This window comes from Mangrovihabitans endophyticus (assembly GCF_014646155.1).
GTDB classification, from domain to species: Bacteria; Actinomycetota; Actinomycetes; order Mycobacteriales; family Micromonosporaceae; genus Actinoplanes; species Actinoplanes endophyticus.
The window spans coordinates 1-17,747 of sequence record NZ_BMMX01000030.1; the positions used below are offsets into that span (position 1 = coordinate 1).

18 protein-coding genes are annotated in these 17,747 nt (G+C 70.4%); 8 read left to right on the top strand and 10 right to left on the bottom strand.

The window, feature by feature from the left end:
* Window positions 1-117: 117 nt before the first annotated feature.
* Window positions 118-903, bottom strand: coding sequence for a hypothetical protein (locus IEY73_RS24315; protein WP_189081628.1), 786 nt, complete (start codon window positions 901-903; stop codon window positions 118-120).
* Window positions 904-957: 54 nt separating this feature from the next.
* Here IEY73_RS24315 and IEY73_RS24320 point away from each other — a divergent pair, with 54 nt between their 5' ends.
* Entirely contained in the window at window positions 958-2,112 is a 1,155-nt protein-coding gene (locus IEY73_RS24320) for a DNA recombination protein RmuC (protein ID WP_189081629.1), read from the top strand.
* Window positions 2,113-2,154: 42 nt separating this feature from the next.
* On the opposite strand, the gene IEY73_RS24325 is transcribed toward IEY73_RS24320, so the two are convergent.
* The gene (locus IEY73_RS24325; protein ID WP_189081630.1) at window positions 2,155-3,138 is read right to left on the bottom strand and encodes a 4-hydroxy-3-methylbut-2-enyl diphosphate reductase; all 984 of its coding nucleotides are present in this window, start codon (window positions 3,136-3,138) and stop codon (window positions 2,155-2,157) included.
* Window positions 3,139-3,205: 67 nt separating this feature from the next.
* Between IEY73_RS24325 and xseA the strand changes: the two genes are divergently transcribed.
* Window positions 3,206-4,423, top strand: coding sequence for an exodeoxyribonuclease VII large subunit (gene xseA / locus IEY73_RS24330; protein ID WP_189081631.1), 1,218 nt, complete (start codon window positions 3,206-3,208; stop codon window positions 4,421-4,423).
* On the top strand, window positions 4,420-4,623 hold the full coding sequence (locus tag IEY73_RS24335) for an exodeoxyribonuclease VII small subunit (protein WP_189081632.1): 204 nt from the start codon (window positions 4,420-4,422) through the stop codon (window positions 4,621-4,623). Before xseA ends, IEY73_RS24335 begins: the two co-directional genes overlap by 4 nt.
* Before the next feature lie 20 nt (window positions 4,624-4,643).
* Here the strand turns inward: IEY73_RS24335 and IEY73_RS24340 are convergent, their stop codons facing one another.
* Window positions 4,644-5,177 carry a DUF4245 domain-containing protein gene (locus tag IEY73_RS24340; protein WP_229716113.1) on the bottom strand — a complete coding sequence of 178 codons (534 nt, stop codon included), beginning with the start codon at window positions 5,175-5,177 and terminating at the stop codon, window positions 4,644-4,646.
* 96 nt (window positions 5,178-5,273) lie between these two features.
* Between IEY73_RS24340 and glpX the strand changes: the two genes are divergently transcribed.
* Both glpX and IEY73_RS24350 read left to right on the top strand, forming a co-directional pair.
* On the top strand, window positions 5,274-6,323 hold the full coding sequence (glpX, locus tag IEY73_RS24345) for a class II fructose-bisphosphatase (protein ID WP_189081633.1): 1,050 nt from the start codon (window positions 5,274-5,276) through the stop codon (window positions 6,321-6,323).
* A gap of 38 nt (window positions 6,324-6,361) precedes the next feature.
* The gene (locus IEY73_RS24350; protein ID WP_189081634.1) at window positions 6,362-6,817 is read left to right on the top strand and encodes a group II truncated hemoglobin; all 456 of its coding nucleotides are present in this window, start codon (window positions 6,362-6,364) and stop codon (window positions 6,815-6,817) included.
* Here the strand turns inward: IEY73_RS24350 and IEY73_RS24355 are convergent, their stop codons facing one another.
* From IEY73_RS24355 to phoH2, 4 genes are all read right to left on the bottom strand, one after another.
* Window positions 6,818-7,489: a rhomboid family intramembrane serine protease gene (locus tag IEY73_RS24355; RefSeq protein WP_189081635.1), complete on the bottom strand. Its 672-nt coding sequence runs from the start codon at window positions 7,487-7,489 to the stop codon at window positions 6,818-6,820.
* A 43-nt stretch (window positions 7,490-7,532) separates the two neighbouring features.
* Window positions 7,533-8,369, bottom strand: coding sequence for a S1 family serine peptidase (locus IEY73_RS24360; protein ID WP_189081636.1), 837 nt, complete (start codon window positions 8,367-8,369; stop codon window positions 7,533-7,535).
* Between the two features lie 86 nt (window positions 8,370-8,455).
* Entirely contained in the window at window positions 8,456-9,199 is a 744-nt protein-coding gene (locus IEY73_RS24365; RefSeq protein ID WP_189081637.1) for an aggregation-promoting factor C-terminal-like domain-containing protein, read from the bottom strand.
* A gap of 338 nt (window positions 9,200-9,537) precedes the next feature.
* Complete coding sequence (gene phoH2 / locus IEY73_RS24370; RefSeq protein ID WP_189081638.1) at window positions 9,538-10,950, bottom strand: RNA 5'-3' helicase PhoH2; 1,413 nt, start codon at window positions 10,948-10,950, stop codon at window positions 9,538-9,540.
* Window positions 10,951-11,308: 358 nt separating this feature from the next.
* Here phoH2 and otsB point away from each other — a divergent pair, with 358 nt between their 5' ends.
* The gene (gene otsB / locus IEY73_RS24375) at window positions 11,309-12,115 is read left to right on the top strand and encodes a trehalose-phosphatase (RefSeq protein WP_189081639.1); all 807 of its coding nucleotides are present in this window, start codon (window positions 11,309-11,311) and stop codon (window positions 12,113-12,115) included.
* 28 nt (window positions 12,116-12,143) lie between these two features.
* On the opposite strand, the gene IEY73_RS24380 is transcribed toward otsB, so the two are convergent.
* Window positions 12,144-12,914, bottom strand: a complete 771-nt coding sequence (locus IEY73_RS24380; protein WP_189081640.1) for an isoprenyl transferase — start codon at window positions 12,912-12,914, stop codon at window positions 12,144-12,146.
* A gap of 31 nt (window positions 12,915-12,945) precedes the next feature.
* The gene (locus IEY73_RS24385; protein WP_229716114.1) at window positions 12,946-14,109 is read right to left on the bottom strand and encodes an NAD(P)/FAD-dependent oxidoreductase; all 1,164 of its coding nucleotides are present in this window, start codon (window positions 14,107-14,109) and stop codon (window positions 12,946-12,948) included.
* A 60-nt stretch (window positions 14,110-14,169) separates the two neighbouring features.
* On the opposite strand from IEY73_RS24385, the gene IEY73_RS24390 reads away from it, so the two are divergent.
* Window positions 14,170-14,946, top strand: coding sequence for a class I SAM-dependent methyltransferase (locus tag IEY73_RS24390; protein WP_189081641.1), 777 nt, complete (start codon window positions 14,170-14,172; stop codon window positions 14,944-14,946).
* Here IEY73_RS24390 and IEY73_RS24395 read toward each other — a convergent pair.
* Window positions 14,920-16,731: a phosphoenolpyruvate carboxykinase (GTP) gene (locus IEY73_RS24395; RefSeq protein WP_373292867.1), complete on the bottom strand. Its 1,812-nt coding sequence runs from the start codon at window positions 16,729-16,731 to the stop codon at window positions 14,920-14,922. The two genes, IEY73_RS24390 and IEY73_RS24395, sit on opposite strands and share 27 nt — an antisense overlap.
* Before the next feature lie 247 nt (window positions 16,732-16,978).
* Between IEY73_RS24395 and IEY73_RS24400 the strand changes: the two genes are divergently transcribed.
* Complete coding sequence (locus tag IEY73_RS24400; RefSeq protein ID WP_189081643.1) at window positions 16,979-17,737, top strand: sigma-70 family RNA polymerase sigma factor; 759 nt, start codon at window positions 16,979-16,981, stop codon at window positions 17,735-17,737.
* The last annotated feature ends 10 nt before the right edge of the window (window positions 17,738-17,747 follow it).

The following is a 17,747-nucleotide window of genomic DNA, read 5'->3' on the forward strand; positions in this document are numbered from 1 at the left end:
TGCCGCTGGAACTGCAGCAGATGGTTTGGGGGGCGCGCGGGGCGCGGGGCGGGGCGGGACCGGCGGACGAGTGGGCCGGGCGGACGAGTGGGACGGGTGGGCGCGCCCGGGGCTTGGTCAGAAGTCGAAGCCGCCACCGTCGAAACCGCCGCCACCGTCGAAACCGCCACCGCCGTCGAAACCGCCACCGCCGTCGAAACCGCCACCGCCGTCGAAACCACCGCCACCGTCGAAACCGCCGTCGTCGAAGCCGCCCGCGGCGTCCTGGAAGCCGTCCTGGTAACCGTCGCCGTAGTCCATGCCGCCGAAGCCCGGCGAGAACAATGCGTCGAAGATCAGCATGCCGCCGAGCGCGCCCGCTCCGGCGCCGAGTGCGGTCTTCCAGACCGGCTGCGAGTACCAGCCCGCCGGCACCGGGCGGCCCTGCACCCGGCCTCCCGGGTAGTAGTACGGCGTGTCCGCTCCCGGTCGCGGGCCGGCCTTGTAATGGTGACCCTGGACGTCCACCTCACGGGCCTGGGTCAGCTTGCCGGCGCCACGGGCGACCGCCAGGGGCGGGAGGTCCGGACCGGGGTCGATGCCCATCGCCATGCGCGCGGCACGCACGTACGTCAAACCCTCCAGGGCCGACTCGCGCGCCAGCTCGTACTGGCGAACCGAGTTGGCCTGCTGCAACTGCCCGCCGGCGGCGTTGTAGCGCTCCCCGGCGTCGGCCAGCGCCTGCCGAGCGGCCGGTTCGTCGCTCTGCAGGTTCATCACCTGGCCGCCCAGCCGCTCGTACCACCGCTGCGCTTCGGCGCGCGCATCGTCGAGGCTCACCTGCTGACCAGCCGAGCCGCGCTGCCACAGCGCTACCAAGCCGATGATCACCAGGAAGACGATGAGCAGGAAGAACAGACTCATTCCATAACGGTACCCGGACGAGGAAAGTCATACCGGTCTGGCAAAGTCCCGTACGTGACGTTTTCGACGCTGGCCGTGGTGATCGTCTGTCTGGCCGTGGGGGCGGTGCTGGGCTGGCTGGTGGCACGGTTGCGCGCCGCGACGGACATCGCCCGGCTGGAGGCGACCGTGCAGGCGAGCCGCGCCGGCGAGGGCCGGCTGGAGCAGTCGTTGCGCGCCCTGTCCTACGAGGCGACCGCCCAGTCTCAGGAGGCGGTGGCACGTGCCGTCGCCCCGCTGCACGAGGCGCTGCGGCGCTACGAGCAACGGGTGGCGGAGCTGGAACACGACCGCGTCGACGCGTACGCCGAACTGCGCGAGCAGGTGCGCGCGATGGGACTGGTCTCGGGTGAGCTACGGACCGAGACGAAACAGTTGGTGGCCGCGTTGCGGGCGCCGCAGGTGCGCGGGCGCTGGGGGGAGCATCAGTTGCGGCGGATCGTGGAGGCGGCCGGGCTGCTGGAGCACTGCGACTTCGCCGAGCAGGTCACGGCGCACACCGACGATCAGGCCGTACGTCCGGACATGGTGGTACGCCTGCACGGTGGCCGCACGGTCGTGGTGGACGCCAAGGCGCCGCTGGAGGCGTACCTGGGGGCGATGGAATCCCGCGACGAGCGAGCCCGCAACGACCGGCTGGACCAGCACGCCCGGCATCTGCGCGGGCACGTGGACGCGTTGTCCGGCAAGGCGTACTGGACGGCGTTCGATCTCGCCCCGGATTTCGTGGTGCTGTTCGTGCCGGCTGACCCGTTCCTCGACGCGGCCCTGCAGCGGGACCCGTCGCTGCTGGAGCACGCGTTCCGGCGCAACGTGGTGCTTGCCACGCCCGCCACGCTCATCGCGTTGTTGCGCACCGTGGCGTACTCGTGGCGGCAGGAGGAACTGGCCCGCAACGCGGTGGCCGTGCACGGCCTGGCCCGGGAGTTGTACGGCCGGTTGTCCACCCTCGGCGACCACGTGGGCAAGCTCGGCTCCTCGCTCGGCGCGGCGGTCACCGCGTACAACAAGGCGGTCGGCTCGCTGGAGTCGCGGGTGCTGGTGAGCGCCCGCAAGCTGGCCGAAATGGGGGTCGCGGAGCCATCGCTGGAGTCGCCGGCGCAGGTCGAGGTGACGCCGCGGCAACCCCAGGCACCCGAGCTCGCGGACGGGCCCGGGCCACGCTGGTGACCGGGCGCGGCGGTGAAACAGCACCGCGCCCGGTGGGACCGCTCAGTCGCGGGCGGCGGTCGCCTGCATGTCGCGCGCCTTCATGTCTCGCCGCAGCTCCTTGGGCAGCGAGAAGCTGAGCCGTTCCTCCGTGGTGGTGTACTCGGTGACCTCGCCGAAGCCCCGTTCGGCCAGGTGCGCGAGCACCTGCATGACCAGCTCGTCGGGCACGCTGGCGCCGGAGCTCACCCCGACCGTGGTGGCCTCGTGCAGCCACGCGTCGTCGATCTCGGTGGCGAAGTCGACCAGATGCCCGGCACCGGCGCCGGCCTCCAGTGCCACCTCCACCAGGCGCACCGAGTTGGAGGAGTTCTTCGAGCCGACGACGATCACCACGTCGCAGTCCGGCGCGATCTCCTTGACCACCTGCTGCCGGTTCTGCGTGGCATAGCAGATGTCGTCGCTCGGCGGGGACTGCAGCAGCGGCAGGCGGGTCTTCAGCCGGGCGACGGTCTCCATCGTCTCGTCCACCGACAGCGTGGTCTGAGACAGCCACACCACCTTGGCCGGGTCGCGCACGGTCACGTCGTCCACGCCGTCCGGGCCGTCGACCAGTTGGATGTGCGCGGGAGCCTCACCGGAGGTGCCGACGACCTCCTCGTGCCCGTCGTGCCCGATGAGCAGAATGTCGTAGTCGTCGGCGGCGAACCTTTTCGCCTCCTGGTGCACCTTCGTGACCAGCGGGCACGTCGCGTCGATCGACTTGAGGTTGCGCGCCTTGGCCTGCTCATGCACATCGGGGGCGACGCCGTGCGCGGAGAACACCACGGTGGCGCCCTCGGGCACCTCCTCGTTCTCCTCGACGAAGATCGCGCCACGCTTCTCCAGGGTGCTCACCACGTGTTTGTTGTGCACGATCTGCTTACGCACATAGATCGGCGCGCCGTACAGCTTCAGCGCCTCTTCCACGGTCTGCACGGCACGATCGACGCCGGCGCAGTAACCCCGCGGCTTGGCCAGCAGCACTCGCTTGCGGATCTCAGTCACCCGGCCATGGTACGTGCCACGGCGGACACCTCCCACGCTCACGCAACGCTCCCTCTAGGCTGGGCCGGTGACTCAGCCGGAGCCCAAGTCCAGCGCCGACGAACCGTGGCCGGTCCGCGTCGTCAGCCAGAAGCTTGGCGCGTGGATCGCCAAGCTGGGGTGGGTCTGGGTGGACGGCCAGGTCGCGCAGATCAGCCGGCGCCCCGGGGCCAGCGTGGTGTTCTTGACGCTGCGTGACCCCTCCGCCGATCTCAGCCTCACCGTCACCGCGCACCGGGACGTGCTCGACTCCGGTGCGCCCGGCCTGGCCGAGGGTGCCCGGGTCACGTTGCACGCCAAGCCGGAGTTCTATCCCGCGCGAGGCACGTTGAGCCTGCGTGCGGACGAGATCCGCCAGGTCGGCCTGGGCGAGTTGCTGGCTCGCCTGGAGAAACTCAAGCAGTTGCTCGGTGCGGAGGGGCTGTTCGCCCGGGAACGCAAGCGCCGCCCGCCGTTCCTGCCGCACCGCATCGGCCTGCTGACCGGCCGGGCCAGCGCCGCCGAACGGGATGTGCTGATGAACACCCGTCGCCGGTGGCCGTCGGTCGATTTTCGGGTGATCAACGTACCGGTGCAGGGTCCGACCGCCGTGCCGCAGATCATCGACGGTCTCAAGGTGCTGGACAACGACGAGTCGATCGACGTCATCGTGATCGCCCGGGGCGGCGGCAGCGTGGAGGATCTGCTGCCGTTCTCGGATGAGGCGTTGTGCCGGGCGGTGTTCGCCTGCCGGACGCCGGTGGTCAGCGCGATCGGTCACGAGACCGATGCTCCGCTGCTGGATCATGTCGCCGACGTACGGGCGTCCACGCCCACCGACGCGGCCAAGCGCCTGGTGCCGGACCTGGCCGAGGAGCGACGCTTGATCGAGCAGGCCCGGGGACGGCTGGGCCGCGCGGTGACGAACCTGATCGACCGCGAGTCCCATCGGATCGAGGCGTGGCGGTCACGCCCGTCGCTGGCACGCCCCGAGTTGCTGATCGAGCAGCGGGCTCAGGACGTGGCCGCCCTGCGCGAGCGGGCGGGTCGATGCCTGGACCATCGGCTCGGCCGGGCCGACGACGAGCTGCGGCACACGCTGGCGCGCCTGCGCGCCTTGTCGCCGCGCAAGACGCTGGAACGCGGATACGCGATCGTTCAGCGGGACGACGGGCACGTGGTGCGCGCCCGCGACGACGTACGCGCCGAGGAGAAGCTCCGGGTCCGGCTGGCGGACGGTGAGCTGCGAGTGGAAGTGCGGGAATGAGCGACGAGAAGCTGAGTTACGAACAGGCCCGCACCGAGCTGGCGGGCGTGGTCGAACGGCTGGAACAGGGCGGCAGCTCGCTGGAGGAGTCGCTGGCCCTGTGGGAACGCGGCGAGAAGCTGGCCGACGTCTGCCAGCGATGGCTGGACGGGGCTCGGGAGCGCATCGACGCCGCGCGGGCCGCCCGCGATGACGGTTGATCAGCCGCTGAGGCCGCTCGTCAGGGCAGGGCAGCGGCCAGCGTACGGAGCTGCCCCGCCTCGGCCGTACCGATGATCACGATGCTCCGGCCGCCGTCGGTCAGCACCAGCGCCTGTTCGCCCTGCCGGGCGTCGTAGAGCCGCCATGCCTGCGTGTCGGTGCGCACCGTGCCCCGGGGCTTGGCCTGCTCGCCCAGTTCGGCCGGCAGCAGCACCTCCGCCGGGATGCTGCTCTCCACCAGTTGCACCGCGTCGCCGCCCGGGTCGACGTAGCCCAGCCGCAGCGTCGCCCCGTCCGAGGCGTGCCGGAACGTGGCCGCCGTGACGTGCCAGTCGTCGCCCAGCCCGGACGGCGCCGCCACCTCGAAGGCGTGCGCGGCACGGGCGGAGTCCAACGCGGGCGCGGCATCCACCGAGACCGGGCTGTCTCCGGCCAGCACGCCCCGATAGAACAACACCATCAGAGCGATCGGGACCAGCAGGACGGCCAGCGAGAGGATCATGTCGCGCGGCGTACGCCCCTCGCGCCGCCGCGGTGTCGCCGCGGTTTCCACGCACCCATTGTTAACCATGTCGCGCGGACGGGACGTGGCGCGTCCGGGCGTGTGAGGATCGGGGACCACACCCGCACAGTCGCGAGGAGGCTCGTCATGCCTGGTGCCCGTGTCCCGCAGGACCTCGACCGCAACATCGCCCTCGATCTCGTCCGCGTCACCGAGGCGGCGGCGATGGCCGCCGGCCGCTGGGTGGGCCGGGGCGACAAGAACGGCGGGGATGGCGCGGCCGTCGACGCCATGCGCAAACTGATCAACTCCATCCAGATGAGCGGCGTCGTGGTCATCGGCGAGGGCGAGAAGGACGAAGCCCCGATGCTGTTCAACGGGGAGCGCGTGGGCGACGGCACCGGTCCCGAGGTGGATGTCGCGGTGGATCCGATCGACGGCACCACCCTGATGAGCAAGGGCATGCCGGGTGCGGTCGCCGTGCTGGCGGTGGCGGAGCGGCACGCCATGTTCGACCCCAGCGCGGTGTTCTACATGGAGAAGATCGCCGTCGGTCCGGACTGCGCGGACGTGGTCGACATCGACGCGGGCGTCGCCGAGAACCTGCGCCGCATCGCCAAGGCGAAGAAGTCGAGCATCTCCGACGTGACGGTGTGCATCCTGGACCGGCCGCGCCATCAGCAGCTCGTCGACGAGGTGCGCCAGGCCGGCGCGAACATCAGGTTCATCTCCGACGGCGACATCGCGGGCGCCATCTCGGCCGCCCGGTTGGAGTCGGACGTCGACGTGCTGATGGGCGTCGGCGGCACACCGGAGGGCATCACCGCGGCCTGCGCGCTGAAGTGCATGGGCGGCATGATCCAGGCGAAACTCTGGCCGCTGGACGACGCCGAGCGGGAGAAGGCGGTCGGCGCCGGTCACGACCTGAGCCGGGTGCTGACCACCGACGACCTGGTGACCGGCGACAACTGCTTCTTCGTGGCCACCGGTGTGACCTCCGGTGACCTGCTGCGCGGCGTGCGGTACCGGGCGGGCGGCGCGCACACCCAGTCGATCGTGATGCGGTCCAAGAGCGGCACCATCCGGGTCATCGACTCCTATCACCGGCTGGAGAAGCTGGCGATGTATTCCGCGGTCGACTTCGACGGCCGACTGCCCACCGTCACCCAGCAAAGCACCGACCCCGGCCTGGTGTGACCTGCGGTAACCCCTCGGACAGGTGCCATGATGACAACATGACCAGCGTCTACGAGTCGGCCGGGGGCCGCGAGGGCATGCGCCGGCTGGCGCATGCCTGGCACGAGCGGGTGATGGCCGACGAGGTGGTCGCCCACGCGTTCCACCACGGCTTCCATCCGCAGCACACGGAGCGCCTCGCCGCCTATTGGGGTGAGGCGCTCGGCGGCCCCGCCGACTACTCCCGAGGTCTCGGGGACGAGTCACGGGTGCTGCGGATGCACAGCGGTGAGGGCGTGCACGAGGACATGGATCGACGGGCGATCGCCTGCTTCGACCTGGCGTTGGCGGATGTCGGGCTGGCCGACGCCGAACCGCTGCGAGGCGTGCTGCACGACTACTTCGCCTGGGTCACCACCGAGTGGATGACCCGCTATCCGCACGACGCCGACGCCGTGCCGACGGGTCTGGCGGTCCCGCGCTGGTCCTGGGACGGGCGGCAGCAGGATCAGTGATCACAGGTCGTGCAGCGTGGGCGGCGGGGTGTCGAAGATCGAGTGCTCCGGCTTGGGCCGGCGGCGCCGGAACAGCACCGCCGCCAACGCGCCCGCGATCAGCCCGAGCAGGTGACCCTGCCAGGAGATCGGCTGGTCGGTGGGCAGCACGTTGTAGAGCTGGTACCAGTACAGCAGGCCGATGAAGGCCGCCACGCCGAGGTTCCACCAGCTTCGCTCCACGAACCCGCGGGCGAACAGCAGGCCGAGATATCCGAAGATGACGCCGCTGGCGCCGACCACCACGCTGTTGGGGTCGCCGATGAACCACACGCCCAGGCCACTGATCAGCATGATCAGTCCGGTCGACCAGAGGAAACGCTTGACGCCGCCGGCCAGGGCGAAGGTGCCGACGAGGATCAACGGGACCGCGTTGCCGTAGAGGTGATCCCAGCCGGCATGCAGGAACGGGCTGAACAGCACCCCGTCCAGCCCGTCCAGGCGGCGCGGGATGATGCCGCCGGCGACGTCCAGGTATCCGCCGCCCAGGCCGACGTCGAGCACTTCGATGAAGAACAGCACCGGGATGACGGCGCACATCGTGACGAAGGCGCGGCCCAGGGAGGCGTAGAACTCCTGGGTGCCGAACCTGATCTGCGCCAGGTCGCGCTCCGACTCCAGCCCGTATGCCATCACTCGATAGTTCCAGGTTGGTGCGACAGCCGCCAACCGGTGCTCAGCCGAGTTTGCGGGTCGCCTTGCGGATGGCCGTACGGAACGCGGAGATCTGCGTGTAGACGCCGGGGTAGCCGGGACGGGCGCACCCGAGCCCCCAACTGACGATCCCGGCCTGCCAATACCGTCCCTTGGCGTCGCGGCGCACCAGCGGGCCGCCGGAGTCTCCCTGACAGGTGTCCACCCCGGCCCGCCCGGCACACAGGGACTCCTTGGTGACCAGCTTCACCCCGACTTTCCGGTACGCCTTGGCGCATGTCGCGTCGCCCACCGATGTCACGGTGGCGTATCGCAGGCGGGTCTGCTGGTACGGCTGATCCTCGCCGGTCTGACCCCAGCCCATGATCAGGAATTTGCCGTGGTCACCGGACGTGCCGCGGGTGAGCACCAGAGGGGGCAGCGGCAGTTTGCGGTCGAGCTTGATCAGCGCCCAGTCGTCGCCGTGCAGCGGGTCACGGAATCCGGGCGCCCGCACCACGGCGACGGACCGCGCAACGATCCGCCGGGACGATCCGAGGTCGGTGGTGCCGGCGATCACGGTGATGCCGGTGTCGGGGCCGGTTCCGGCGACGCAGTGCCCGGCGGTCAGCACCACGCGTGGCGCGGTGAGCGTCCCGCCGCAGCCCATGGAGAGCCGCACCATCCAGGGGAAGCGGTGGGCCGGGGCGGGCGCGCCGCCGACCACCCGGGCCGTCGGCCGGTCGTCGGTGCCGGCGCTCACCTCGGCGCCGGTACTCATCCCGGCACGGGTGGCCGCGGCGGGTCCGGCCTGCGCGCAGACGCCGACCGGACCCGCCAGGAGACCGACCAACAGCAGTGAGGCGACTTTCCTGACCATACGGACATTCCACCATCAGGCTGCCGAACAACGAGGGGTACGCGCCGAATGCGCGTACCCCTGTCGAAGCCGGTGTCCGGTAGCGGTCAGTACCAGCCGGTGTTCTGCGAGTGCGACCAAGCGCCGCACGGCGTGTTGTAGCGGCCCTCGATGTAGCCCAGACCCCACTTGATCTGGGTGGCGGCGCTGGTCCGCCAGTCGGACGCCACCGAGGCCATCTTGCTGCCCGGCAGGGCCTGCGGGATGCCGTACGCACCGGAGCTGGCGTTGGACGCCTTGGTGTTCCAGTGGCTTTCCTTGGTCCACAGCTTGTCCAGGCACGGCATCTGATCGATGCTGAACCCGGCGTCGAGCAGCAGGGCACAGCCGGTCGCCTTGTTGCCGCCGTACTCGTTGCAGGACGACGGAATCGGACCGGTGAACGCCTTCTCGCTGCCGCCGCCCGAACTTGAGGACGAGGAGGAAGACGCCTTCTCCGCGGCCTCAGCCGCTTCCTTGGCCTTCTTCTCTTCCTCTTCCTTCTTCTTCTTGGCGATCGCCTTCTTCTCCAGGTCGCGCGCCTTGCTCGCGGCAACCTTGGCCTCGGCCGCGGCCTTCGCGCCGGCGTCGTTCTCCGCCTCCTGGCGGTACGCGCGGTCGGCGGCGTGCTCGGCGTGGCGCTCCTTCAGCAGCTGGATTTCGGCAGCGTCTGCCTGTGCGACGAGTTGCGCTTCGACGCTCTGCTGCTGGACTCCTCGGTCCTGACCGATGTAAACCCCGCCGATGACGCCCAGCACGAGCAGTCCCACGGAGAGCACACGAATTCCGACCCGGCTCCAGAGCCGATTCACGAAGTATCCCTTCGTCGGGGGCAATGACGCGGCGCGCCCGTCGACCGGACAGCGTCCGGCTTCTCGGCCGCACCGCGAGCACCGCGACCCTGCGGGCCGCCACCTCGATCGCCGTCGATCGGGGCGGGGACCACGAAGTCGATCTCCGACCGGGTGGGCCACCCGCTGGCGCTCGCCAGACACGATGGCTCACTGTGAGGGCGATGTGAAATGTCGGCGCGCTGAAGTGACATGGCTCACACATAGAGAGCCCATAAAACAGGGCAAACAGCCCCGGATGACCCACGTTCGAGCGACGGTGGATGCATCACTCTACGGAGTGATGCATCCACCAAACGTCACGAAGGGGCGTCCTCCAAGAGGTCCGTCACGACCTCCGCGATGGGCGAGCGCTCGGACCGGGTGAGCGTCACGTGGGCGAAGATCGGGTGTCCCTTCAGGGCCTCGATCACCGCGGTGACGCCGTCGTGCCGGCCGACGCGCAGGTTGTCCCGCTGGGCCACGTCATGGGTGAGCACCACCCGGGAGCCCTGACCGATTCTGGACAGCACGGTCAACAGCACGTTGCGTTCCAGCGACTGTGCCTCGTCCACGATCACGAACGCGTCGTGGAGGCTGCGCCCGCGGATGTGGGTCAGCGGAAGAACCTCCAGCATCCCGCGCGCGAGCACCTCCTCCATCACGTTGGCGTGCACCACCGCCCCGAGGGTGTCGAAGACCGCCTGCGCCCAGGGCGACATCTTCTCCGTCTCGGTGCCGGGCAGATAGCCGAGTTCCTGGCCGCCCACGGCGTACAGCGGGCGGAACACCACGACCTTCTTGTGCCGGTTGCGTTCCATGGTGGCCTCCAGCCCCGCGCACAGCGCGAGGGCCGACTTGCCGGTGCCGGCCCGGCCACCCAGCGAGACGATCCCCACCGACTCGTCCAGCAGCAGATCCAGCGCCACGCGCTGCTCGGCCGAGCGCCCGCGCAGCCCGAACACGTCCCGGTCGCCGCGCACCAGCCGCACCGTGTTGTCCGGGGTCACCCGCCCCAGCGCGGAGCCGCGCGAGGAATGGATCACCAGTCCGGTGTGGCAGGGCATGTTCTCGGTCTCCTCGACCTCCAGCGTCTCCCCCGCGTACAGGGAATTCACCTCATCCTCGGAGAGCTTGAGATCCGCCATGCCGGTCCACGTGCCGTCGCTGGCCTGCCCGTGCCGGTACTCGTCGGCGTCCAGGCCCACCGAGGCCGCCTTCACCCGCAGCGGCATGTCCTTGCTGACCAGGGTGACCGCCCGCCCCTCCGCGGCCAGCCCCAGCGCGACGGAGAGGATCCGGGTGTCGTTCGCGTCGTTGCGGAAGCCGTGCGGCAGCACGCTCTGATCCGCGTGATTGAGCTCGACGCGCAACGTGCCACCCTCGTCGTTGCACAACACCGGCTGGTCCAGCCGGCCATGCTTGATGCGCAACTCGTCGAGCAGCCGCAGCGACTGCCGGGCGAACCAACCCAGTTCCGGGTGGTGACGCTTCCCCTCCAGTTCGGAGATCACCACGAGGGGAATGACCACCTCGTGGTCGGCGAACCTGCGAAAGGCCGCCGGGTCGGAGAGCAGAACCGAGGTGTCGAGCACGAAGACCCGGCCGGCGGGGGCCGGCGATGCGTCGACATTGCGGTCCTGGGACTGCCCGCTTCCAGTCGCGGCGAGGCTGCTGGAGACATGGGCGGCCGGGCCGAGTGTGGCACCGGCGTCGGTAGGGCGAGTTGTCACAGGCCTGCTCCAGCGGGCGTGCAACCCGGTCCGCCCGCGGTCCGCCTCCTCCGGCGCCCATTCTCTTACACGGGGTCGGGATGCGGGCCCCGTGGCGCTTAGTGTCGCTGGTCCGGGCGGCCGGCTGGCTCGGGATGACCCCTTGCCATGGTTTAAACGCTAGCGGTGATCAGCCCCTCGCGGAAGTCCGAACCTCACAACCGCGATGGTCCACCTGCTGGTCAACGGCCTTGGATCACGCGCCGCCACGCCTCCACCACGTGTCACCGGGGTGGCCGGCAGACGTCCAACGGGCGACCTCCGTACGGGTGAAATTCGCTGCCGTGCGCGGCGCGGTTCGGCAGGTAGTCTGAGATCCGTGGCAGAAAGCGCGCGTCCGATTCATCCGCCGACCGCCGACTCGGCCTGGCGTTACACCGCCGAGCAGGCCGCCCGGAGCCGGTTCTTTTTCGACTTCGACGGGGTTCTCTCGCCGGTCACCGACGACCCGGATGCCTCCCAGCCGGTGGCCGCCGCGCTCGGCGTGCTGGAGGACCTGGCCGCCAAAGTGGACCGCGTGGCGATCGTGTCGGCGCGCCCGGTCAGTTTTCTGCGCACGCGCTTCGAGTCGCTCGCGCACGTCGACCTCTACGGGCTGTACGGCCTGGAGGTGTGGCACGAAGGCCGGGTGGTGACCGAGCCGACGGCCGAGCCCTGGGTGCCCGCCATGGCCGACCTCGCCGAGCGGGCCCGCGCCGAGCTGCCCTCGGAGATCCTGGTGGAGTTCAAGCGCCTGTCGGTGGCCCTGCACTACCGCACCGCACCGCAACTGGCCGACGAGGCGGGCGCGTGGGGCCACGAGCAGGCCGAGCGTCACGGGCTGAAGATTCAGGGCGGACGCATGGTGGTCGAGCTGAAACCCCCGGTGGACCAGGACAAGGGCATGGTGATCAGCGAGGGGGTCAAGGACTCCGGCTGCGCCTGGTACTTCGGCGACGACATGAGCGACATCAAGGCGTTCGACGCGTTGCGCGCCCGCGAGGCGGTGGACCCGGAATTCTTCGGCATGTGCGTCGCGGTGGCGAACCCGGAGACCGGCGCGGACGTGTCCGTGGCGGCGGATCTCACCTTGGAGTCACCGGCCGCCGTCGCGGACTTCCTGACCGACGGCTTGCGCCGGTTCTGACCACAGCCCTGCCGGTTCTGACCACAGCCTAGGCGCCGAAGCGCCGTTGCCTGTTCGCGTACGACCGGAGCGCCCGCAAGAAGTCGATGCGCCGGAAGTCGGGCCAGTTGGCGTCGTGGAAATAGAACTCCGAGTGCGCCGACTGCCACAGCAGGAAACCGGACAGCCGTTGCTCGCCGCTGGTCCGGATGACCAGGTCCGGATCGGGCTGCCCGCGGGTGTAGAGGTGCTCCGCGATGTGGTCCACGTCCAGGATCTCCGCGAGCTCCTCGATGGTCCGGCCGGCCGCCGCGTGGTGGTGCAGCAGGGACCGCACCGCGTCGGCGATCTCACGTCGGCCCCCGTAGCCCACGGCCATGTTGACCTCGACCCCGTCGGTGCGGCCCCGGGTCCGCTCCTGCGCAGCCTTGAGCGCCGCCGCGGTCTCGGCCGGCAGCACGTCCAGCACGCCCACCATGCGCAGCCGCCACGGGTTGCCGTCCTCGGCGAGTTCGGTGGCCAGATCCTCGATGATCTTCACCAGGGGGTCCAGCTCGGCCGCCGGGCGGCGCAGGTTTTCGGTCGCCAGCAGATAGAGCGTGACGTGGCTGAGCCCGGCCTGGTCGCACCAGGCGAGCAACTCCTTGACCCGGGCGGCACCCACCCGGTGCCCGTCGTTGGGGTCGACGTAGCCCATCTCCCGCGCCCAGCGACGGTTGCCGTCGCACATGACGCCGACGTGTTGCGGCACCGGCTTGCCCGCCAGCTTGCGGGCGAGGCGCCGTTCATAAAAGGCGTAGACCAAGGATCGCAGACCCATCGCGCTCAGCCTATCGGCGCGCGTCCAGCGCTCAAGAGCCCGATCGGTTGGGTTCGGGGAAAGACCCCGATCGGCTGGGAGCGGCGAACGCCGCCGCGATGCGTCCGATCATGCGAGGGCCGAAAACCCCGTCACCGAGCCCCAGATCCACCATCCGGTCAAAAACGGCCTGATCCCGGGCGGCGGCGCGGACCGCGGCGTCCACCACGGCCGGGTGCCGGGTGAGCCGCGCGGCGAGCGCCGAGTGACGCAGATGCCGCCCGAGCCGGGCGCGCAGGGCACGCGCGTACCGCGGCGCGACGCGACGTGCACCCCGGCCGGCCGCCGCGCCGGCGAGCGCGCCGGAGAGCACCGCGTAGAAGATGCCCTCGCCGGTGAACGGGTTGATCAAGGAAAGCGCGTCGCCGGCGAGCAGCAGGCGTCCGCGTCCGGGTGGCGGCCGGCGGGTGGACAGCGGCAGATGATGCCCGCGCAGCCCGTCGGGCTGCACACCGGGCAGCAACGCGCCGAGCCGGTCGAGCAGGTACGCGCGGGACAGCGGGGCCCCGCGCAGCACCTCGCCGTACCCGACGTTCGCGGTGCCGTCACCAATCGGGAACGACCACGCGTACGCGGGCCACTGCGCCCGGGTCGTCACGATCACCTGCTCGTCGGTGTGCCGGGCGGGTGCGTATCCGCGCAGCGCGATGGCCACATGTCCGGGCGGGTTGGCCGCGGCTCCGGTGCAGCGGCGCACGACCGACCCGGCACCGTCCGCCCCGATGACGACCCGCGCCGCGTACGCGTCGTCGATGCACACCCGGTCCCCGTCGTCGTGCAGGCGGCGCACCGTGTGCCGGTGCAGTTCGGCGCCGGCCCGCACCGCCGCATCCACCAGCCGGGCGTCGAAGACCCGCCGCGGGACGGTGTGTGCGGGCCGCGGCAGCGCACGGCTCACCGCTTCGCCGCCGGGGGCGACCAGCCGCAGTCGGCCGACCGGCGGGTAGCCGTCCACGGCGTCACGCACGCCGAGCCGGTCGAGCACCTCGATGGCGTCGGCGGCGATGCCGTCGCCGCACGGCTTGTCGCGGGGAAACCGCGCGCGGTCGAGGAGCAGGACGCGGGCGCCGCCGCGCCGGGCGGCCAGCGCCGCCGCGGATCCCGCCGGGCCGGCGCCGATCACCGCCACGTCGAACACCATGCCGTGTGCTGCCATCGCCCCACCCTGCTCCGCGCGCTCCGGATAATCGATTGCCGCGCTGCATAGATTGACAGCATGGTCGATGCCCAGTTCGCGCATCCGCGCCTGGCTCAGTTGTACGACCCGCTGGAGGCGGGCCGCCCGGACCTGGACGTGTACGCGGCGATGGCCGGCGAGTTCGCCGCGCACAGCGTGCTGGACGTGGGCTGCGGCACCGGGACGTTCGCCTGCATGCTCGCCGAGGATGGACACGCGGTGATCGGCGTGGATCCGGCGGCGGCGTCGCTAGCGATCGCGCGGGGCAAACCGGGCGCGGACCGGGTGCGCTGGATCCACGGGTACGCGACGGATCTGCCCACGCTCCACGTCGACCTGATCACGATGACCGGCAACGTGGCCCAGGTGTTCCGCACCGACGCGGACTGGGCCGCCACCTTGCGGGCCACGCACGCCGCGCTGCGGCCGGGCGGGCGTCTGGTGTTCGAGACGCGCGACCCGGCGGCGCGGGCGTGGGAGTCCTGGAACCGCGCGGCGACGTACGAGCAGGCGTCCGTGCCCGGCATCGGCGAGTTGGCCCACTGGGGAGAGGTGACCCGCGTCGACGGGGCCTTCGTGACGTTCCGGCACGTCTTTCTCTTCGCGTCCGACGGTGCCCGGTTAGTCTCCGAGTCGACGTTGCGTTTCCGCACCCGGGAGGAGGTCACCACGTCGCTGGCGGATTGCGGGTTCGAGGTGGCCGAGGTGCGTGACGCGCCGGATCGGCCGGGCAAGGAGATGGTGTTCATCGCCCGGCGCGCTGCGGGGCAGCCCGGTGAACGCCGTCGCTCAGGAGTCGCGCAGGCGCGCGCGTAGCGCGTCCAGTTCCGCCCAGAGCACCGCCGGCAGCTTGTCGCCGAACTTCGCGAACCACTCGGTCACCTTGGGCAGTTCCGCCTCCCACTCGGCGCGGTCCACCCGCAGCACGGCTTCCACGTCGGCCTTGTCCACGTCCAGGCCGGTCAGGTCCAGAGCGGACGCGGTCGGCACCCGGCCGATCGGGGTCTCCACGGCGTCGCCGCGGCCGTCCAGGCGCTCGGCGATCCACTTGAGCACGCGGGAGTTCTCGCCGAAGCCTGGCCACAGGAAACGGCCGTCGTCGGCGCGCCGGAACCAGTTGACATAGAACACCTTCGGCAGTTTCTCCGCGTCGCCGGTGGCACCCTTGGCCATGTCGATCCAGTGCTGGAAGTAGTCGCCGGCGTGGTAACCGATGAACGGCAGCATGGCCATCGGGTCGCGGCGCACCACCCCGACCCGCCCGGCGGCGGCCGCGGTCGTCTCCGAGGAGAGGGTGGCGCCCAGATACACCCCGTGCACCCAGTCACGGGCCTCGGTGACCAGCGGGATGGTGGTGGCGCGGCGCCCGCCGAACAGGATCGCGTCGATCGGCACGCCGCGCGGATCGTCGTATTCGGGGGCCAGCACCGGGCATTGCCCGATGGGGGTGCAGAAGCGGCTGTTCGGGTGGCTGGACGGGGTCGCCGCGCCGGGCGTCCAGTCCTGGCCGCGCCAGTCGGTGAGGTGCGCGGGCGGCTCGCCCATGCCCTCCCACCAGATGTCGCCGTCGTCGGTGAGTGCGACGTTCGTGAAGATCGAATTGCCCCGCGACAGCGTCCGCATGGCGTTCGGGTTGGTACGCCGATCGGTGCCCGGCGCCACGCCGAACAGGCCGAACTCCGGGTTGGTCGCCCACAGCCGCCCGTCCGCGCCGAACCGCATCCAGGCGATGTCGTCGCCGATCGTCTCCACCGTCCAGCCCGCGATGGTCGGTTCGAGCATGGCGAGGTTGGTCTTTCCGCATGCCGACGGGAACGCCCCGGCGATGTAGCGCACCTGCCCCTCGGGCGAGGTCAACTTCATGATCAGCATGTGCTCGGCGAGCCAGCCCTCGTCGCGGGCGGCGACGCTGGCGATGCGCAGGGCGTAGCACTTCTTGCCGAGCAGCGAGTTGCCGCCGTACCCGGACCCGTACGACCAGATCTCCCGGGTCTGCGGGAAGTGCGAGATGTACTTGGTGTCGTTGCACGGCCAGGCGACGTCCGCCTCGCCCGGGGCCAGCGGCGCGCCGACCGAGTGCAGGGCCGGCACGAATGTCGCGCCGGCGCCCATCGCATCGAGCACCGCGGAGCCCATGCGCGTCATGATGCGCATCGAGGCGACCACGTAGGGGCTGTCGGTGAGCTCCACACCGAACATCGGGTTCGGCGCATCCAGCGGGCCCATGCAGAACGGGACGACGTACATGGTTCGTCCGCGCATGCACCCGCGGTAGAGCCGGGTCATGGTCGCCTTCATCTCGTCCGGCGCCATCCAGTTGTTCGTCGGTCCGGCGTCGTCCGGGTCGGTCGAGCAGATGAAGGTGCGTTCCTCGACGCGGGCGACGTCCGTCGGGTCGGTGCGCGCCCAGAACGAGTTGGGCCGTCTGCCGGGATCGAGGCGGACCAGCGTCCCGGAGGCCACCAGCTCGTCGGTGATCCGGGTCCATTCCTCGGTCGAGCCGTCGCACCAGACGATGCGATCGGGGGTGGTGAGCGCGGCGACGTCGTCGATCCAGGCGAGAAGTTCGGGATGGGCGGTGGGGGTGTCGGACACGATGATCTCCTTCGGTCGGCACTGACCGTGAGCGGTAGCAGTGCTCCGGGGATCACCTGAGCCTAAGCCGCTGATACATAAGTTCCATAGGAAGAGCCTGTGGACAACCGCACAATCATCGGCACACCTGCGCGTTAGCGATCGATTATTCGGTCCGCGGCGCACCTTCGCGCGAAGTTCGCACAAATGGTACTAACCATCTAAGCTTCTTGAAATTGGGCTTTCCTCCCATTTCCTACTGATGGAGGCAGGAATGACCAAACCGGGCACAACGGCGGATGCCGACCTCCTCGCCGCCGTCCGCGCTGGCGACACCGCCGCCTACGGCACGCTGTACGAGCGGCACCGACCGGCAGCCCGGCACCTCGCCTTTTCCCTCACCCGTGACCCGTCCGACGCCGACGATCTGGTGGCCGAGACGTTCGCCAAGGTCTTCGCGTCACTGCGCGCGGGCCGCGGCCCGCTCACCGCCTTCCGCGCCTACTTGAACACGACCCTCCGGCACGTCTGCTATCACCGCGCGCGCCGCGACCGTCGCATCCAGTTCACCGACGACCTTTCCCCGTACGACGAGGGCGAGTCGTTTCCCGACCCCACCCTGGACCGGCTGGAACGGACGTACGCCGCCCGCGCCTTCGCGCAGCTTCCGGAACGCTGGCAGGACGTGCTGTGGATGACCGAGGTGGAGGGCGCCGGGCCGGCCGAGGTGGCGCCCCGGCTGGGTCTCACGCCCAACGCCGTCGCGGCACTGGCGCACCGCGCCCGCGAGGGTCTGCGCCGGGGTTACCTGCAGCAGCACGTCGCGACCGTGGAGCACCCGGAGTGCCAGTGGACCGGCGACCGGTTCGGCGCGCATGTGCGCAACCGGCTCGCGCCCCGGGACGCCGCGCGCGTGCACGCACACCTCGCGTGGTGCGCGGAATGTCGGAAACGACTGGCCGACCTTTGCGAGTCGAACACGACTCATCACCGCCTGTATCGACAGCGTCACGGCAACGAGCGCAGGTATTAAGACTCGCTCA

Bases quoted from the DNA above. Each gene is read 5' to 3' on its own strand.
- IEY73_RS24315 (WP_189081628.1), bottom strand. From the start codon at position 903: ATGAGTCTGTTCTTCCTGCTCATCGTCTTCCTGGTGATCATCGGCTTG.
- IEY73_RS24335 (WP_189081632.1), top strand. From the start codon at position 4,420: ATGAGCGACGAGAAGCTGAGTTACGAACAGGCCCGCACCGAGCTGGCG.
- glpX (WP_189081633.1), top strand. From the start codon at position 5,274: ATGCCTGGTGCCCGTGTCCCGCAGGACCTCGACCGCAACATCGCCCTC.
- IEY73_RS24350 (WP_189081634.1), top strand. From the start codon at position 6,362: ATGACCAGCGTCTACGAGTCGGCCGGGGGCCGCGAGGGCATGCGCCGG.
- IEY73_RS24355 (WP_189081635.1), bottom strand. From the start codon at position 7,489: ATGGCATACGGGCTGGAGTCGGAGCGCGACCTGGCGCAGATCAGGTTC.
- IEY73_RS24360 (WP_189081636.1), bottom strand. From the start codon at position 8,369: ATGGTCAGGAAAGTCGCCTCACTGCTGTTGGTCGGTCTCCTGGCGGGT.
- IEY73_RS24380 (WP_189081640.1), bottom strand. From the start codon at position 12,914: ATGGGTCTGCGATCCTTGGTCTACGCCTTTTATGAACGGCGCCTCGCC.
- IEY73_RS24385 (WP_229716114.1), bottom strand. From the start codon at position 14,109: ATGGCAGCACACGGCATGGTGTTCGACGTGGCGGTGATCGGCGCCGGC.
- IEY73_RS24390 (WP_189081641.1), top strand. From the start codon at position 14,170: ATGGTCGATGCCCAGTTCGCGCATCCGCGCCTGGCTCAGTTGTACGAC.
- IEY73_RS24400 (WP_189081643.1), top strand. From the start codon at position 16,979: ATGACCAAACCGGGCACAACGGCGGATGCCGACCTCCTCGCCGCCGTC.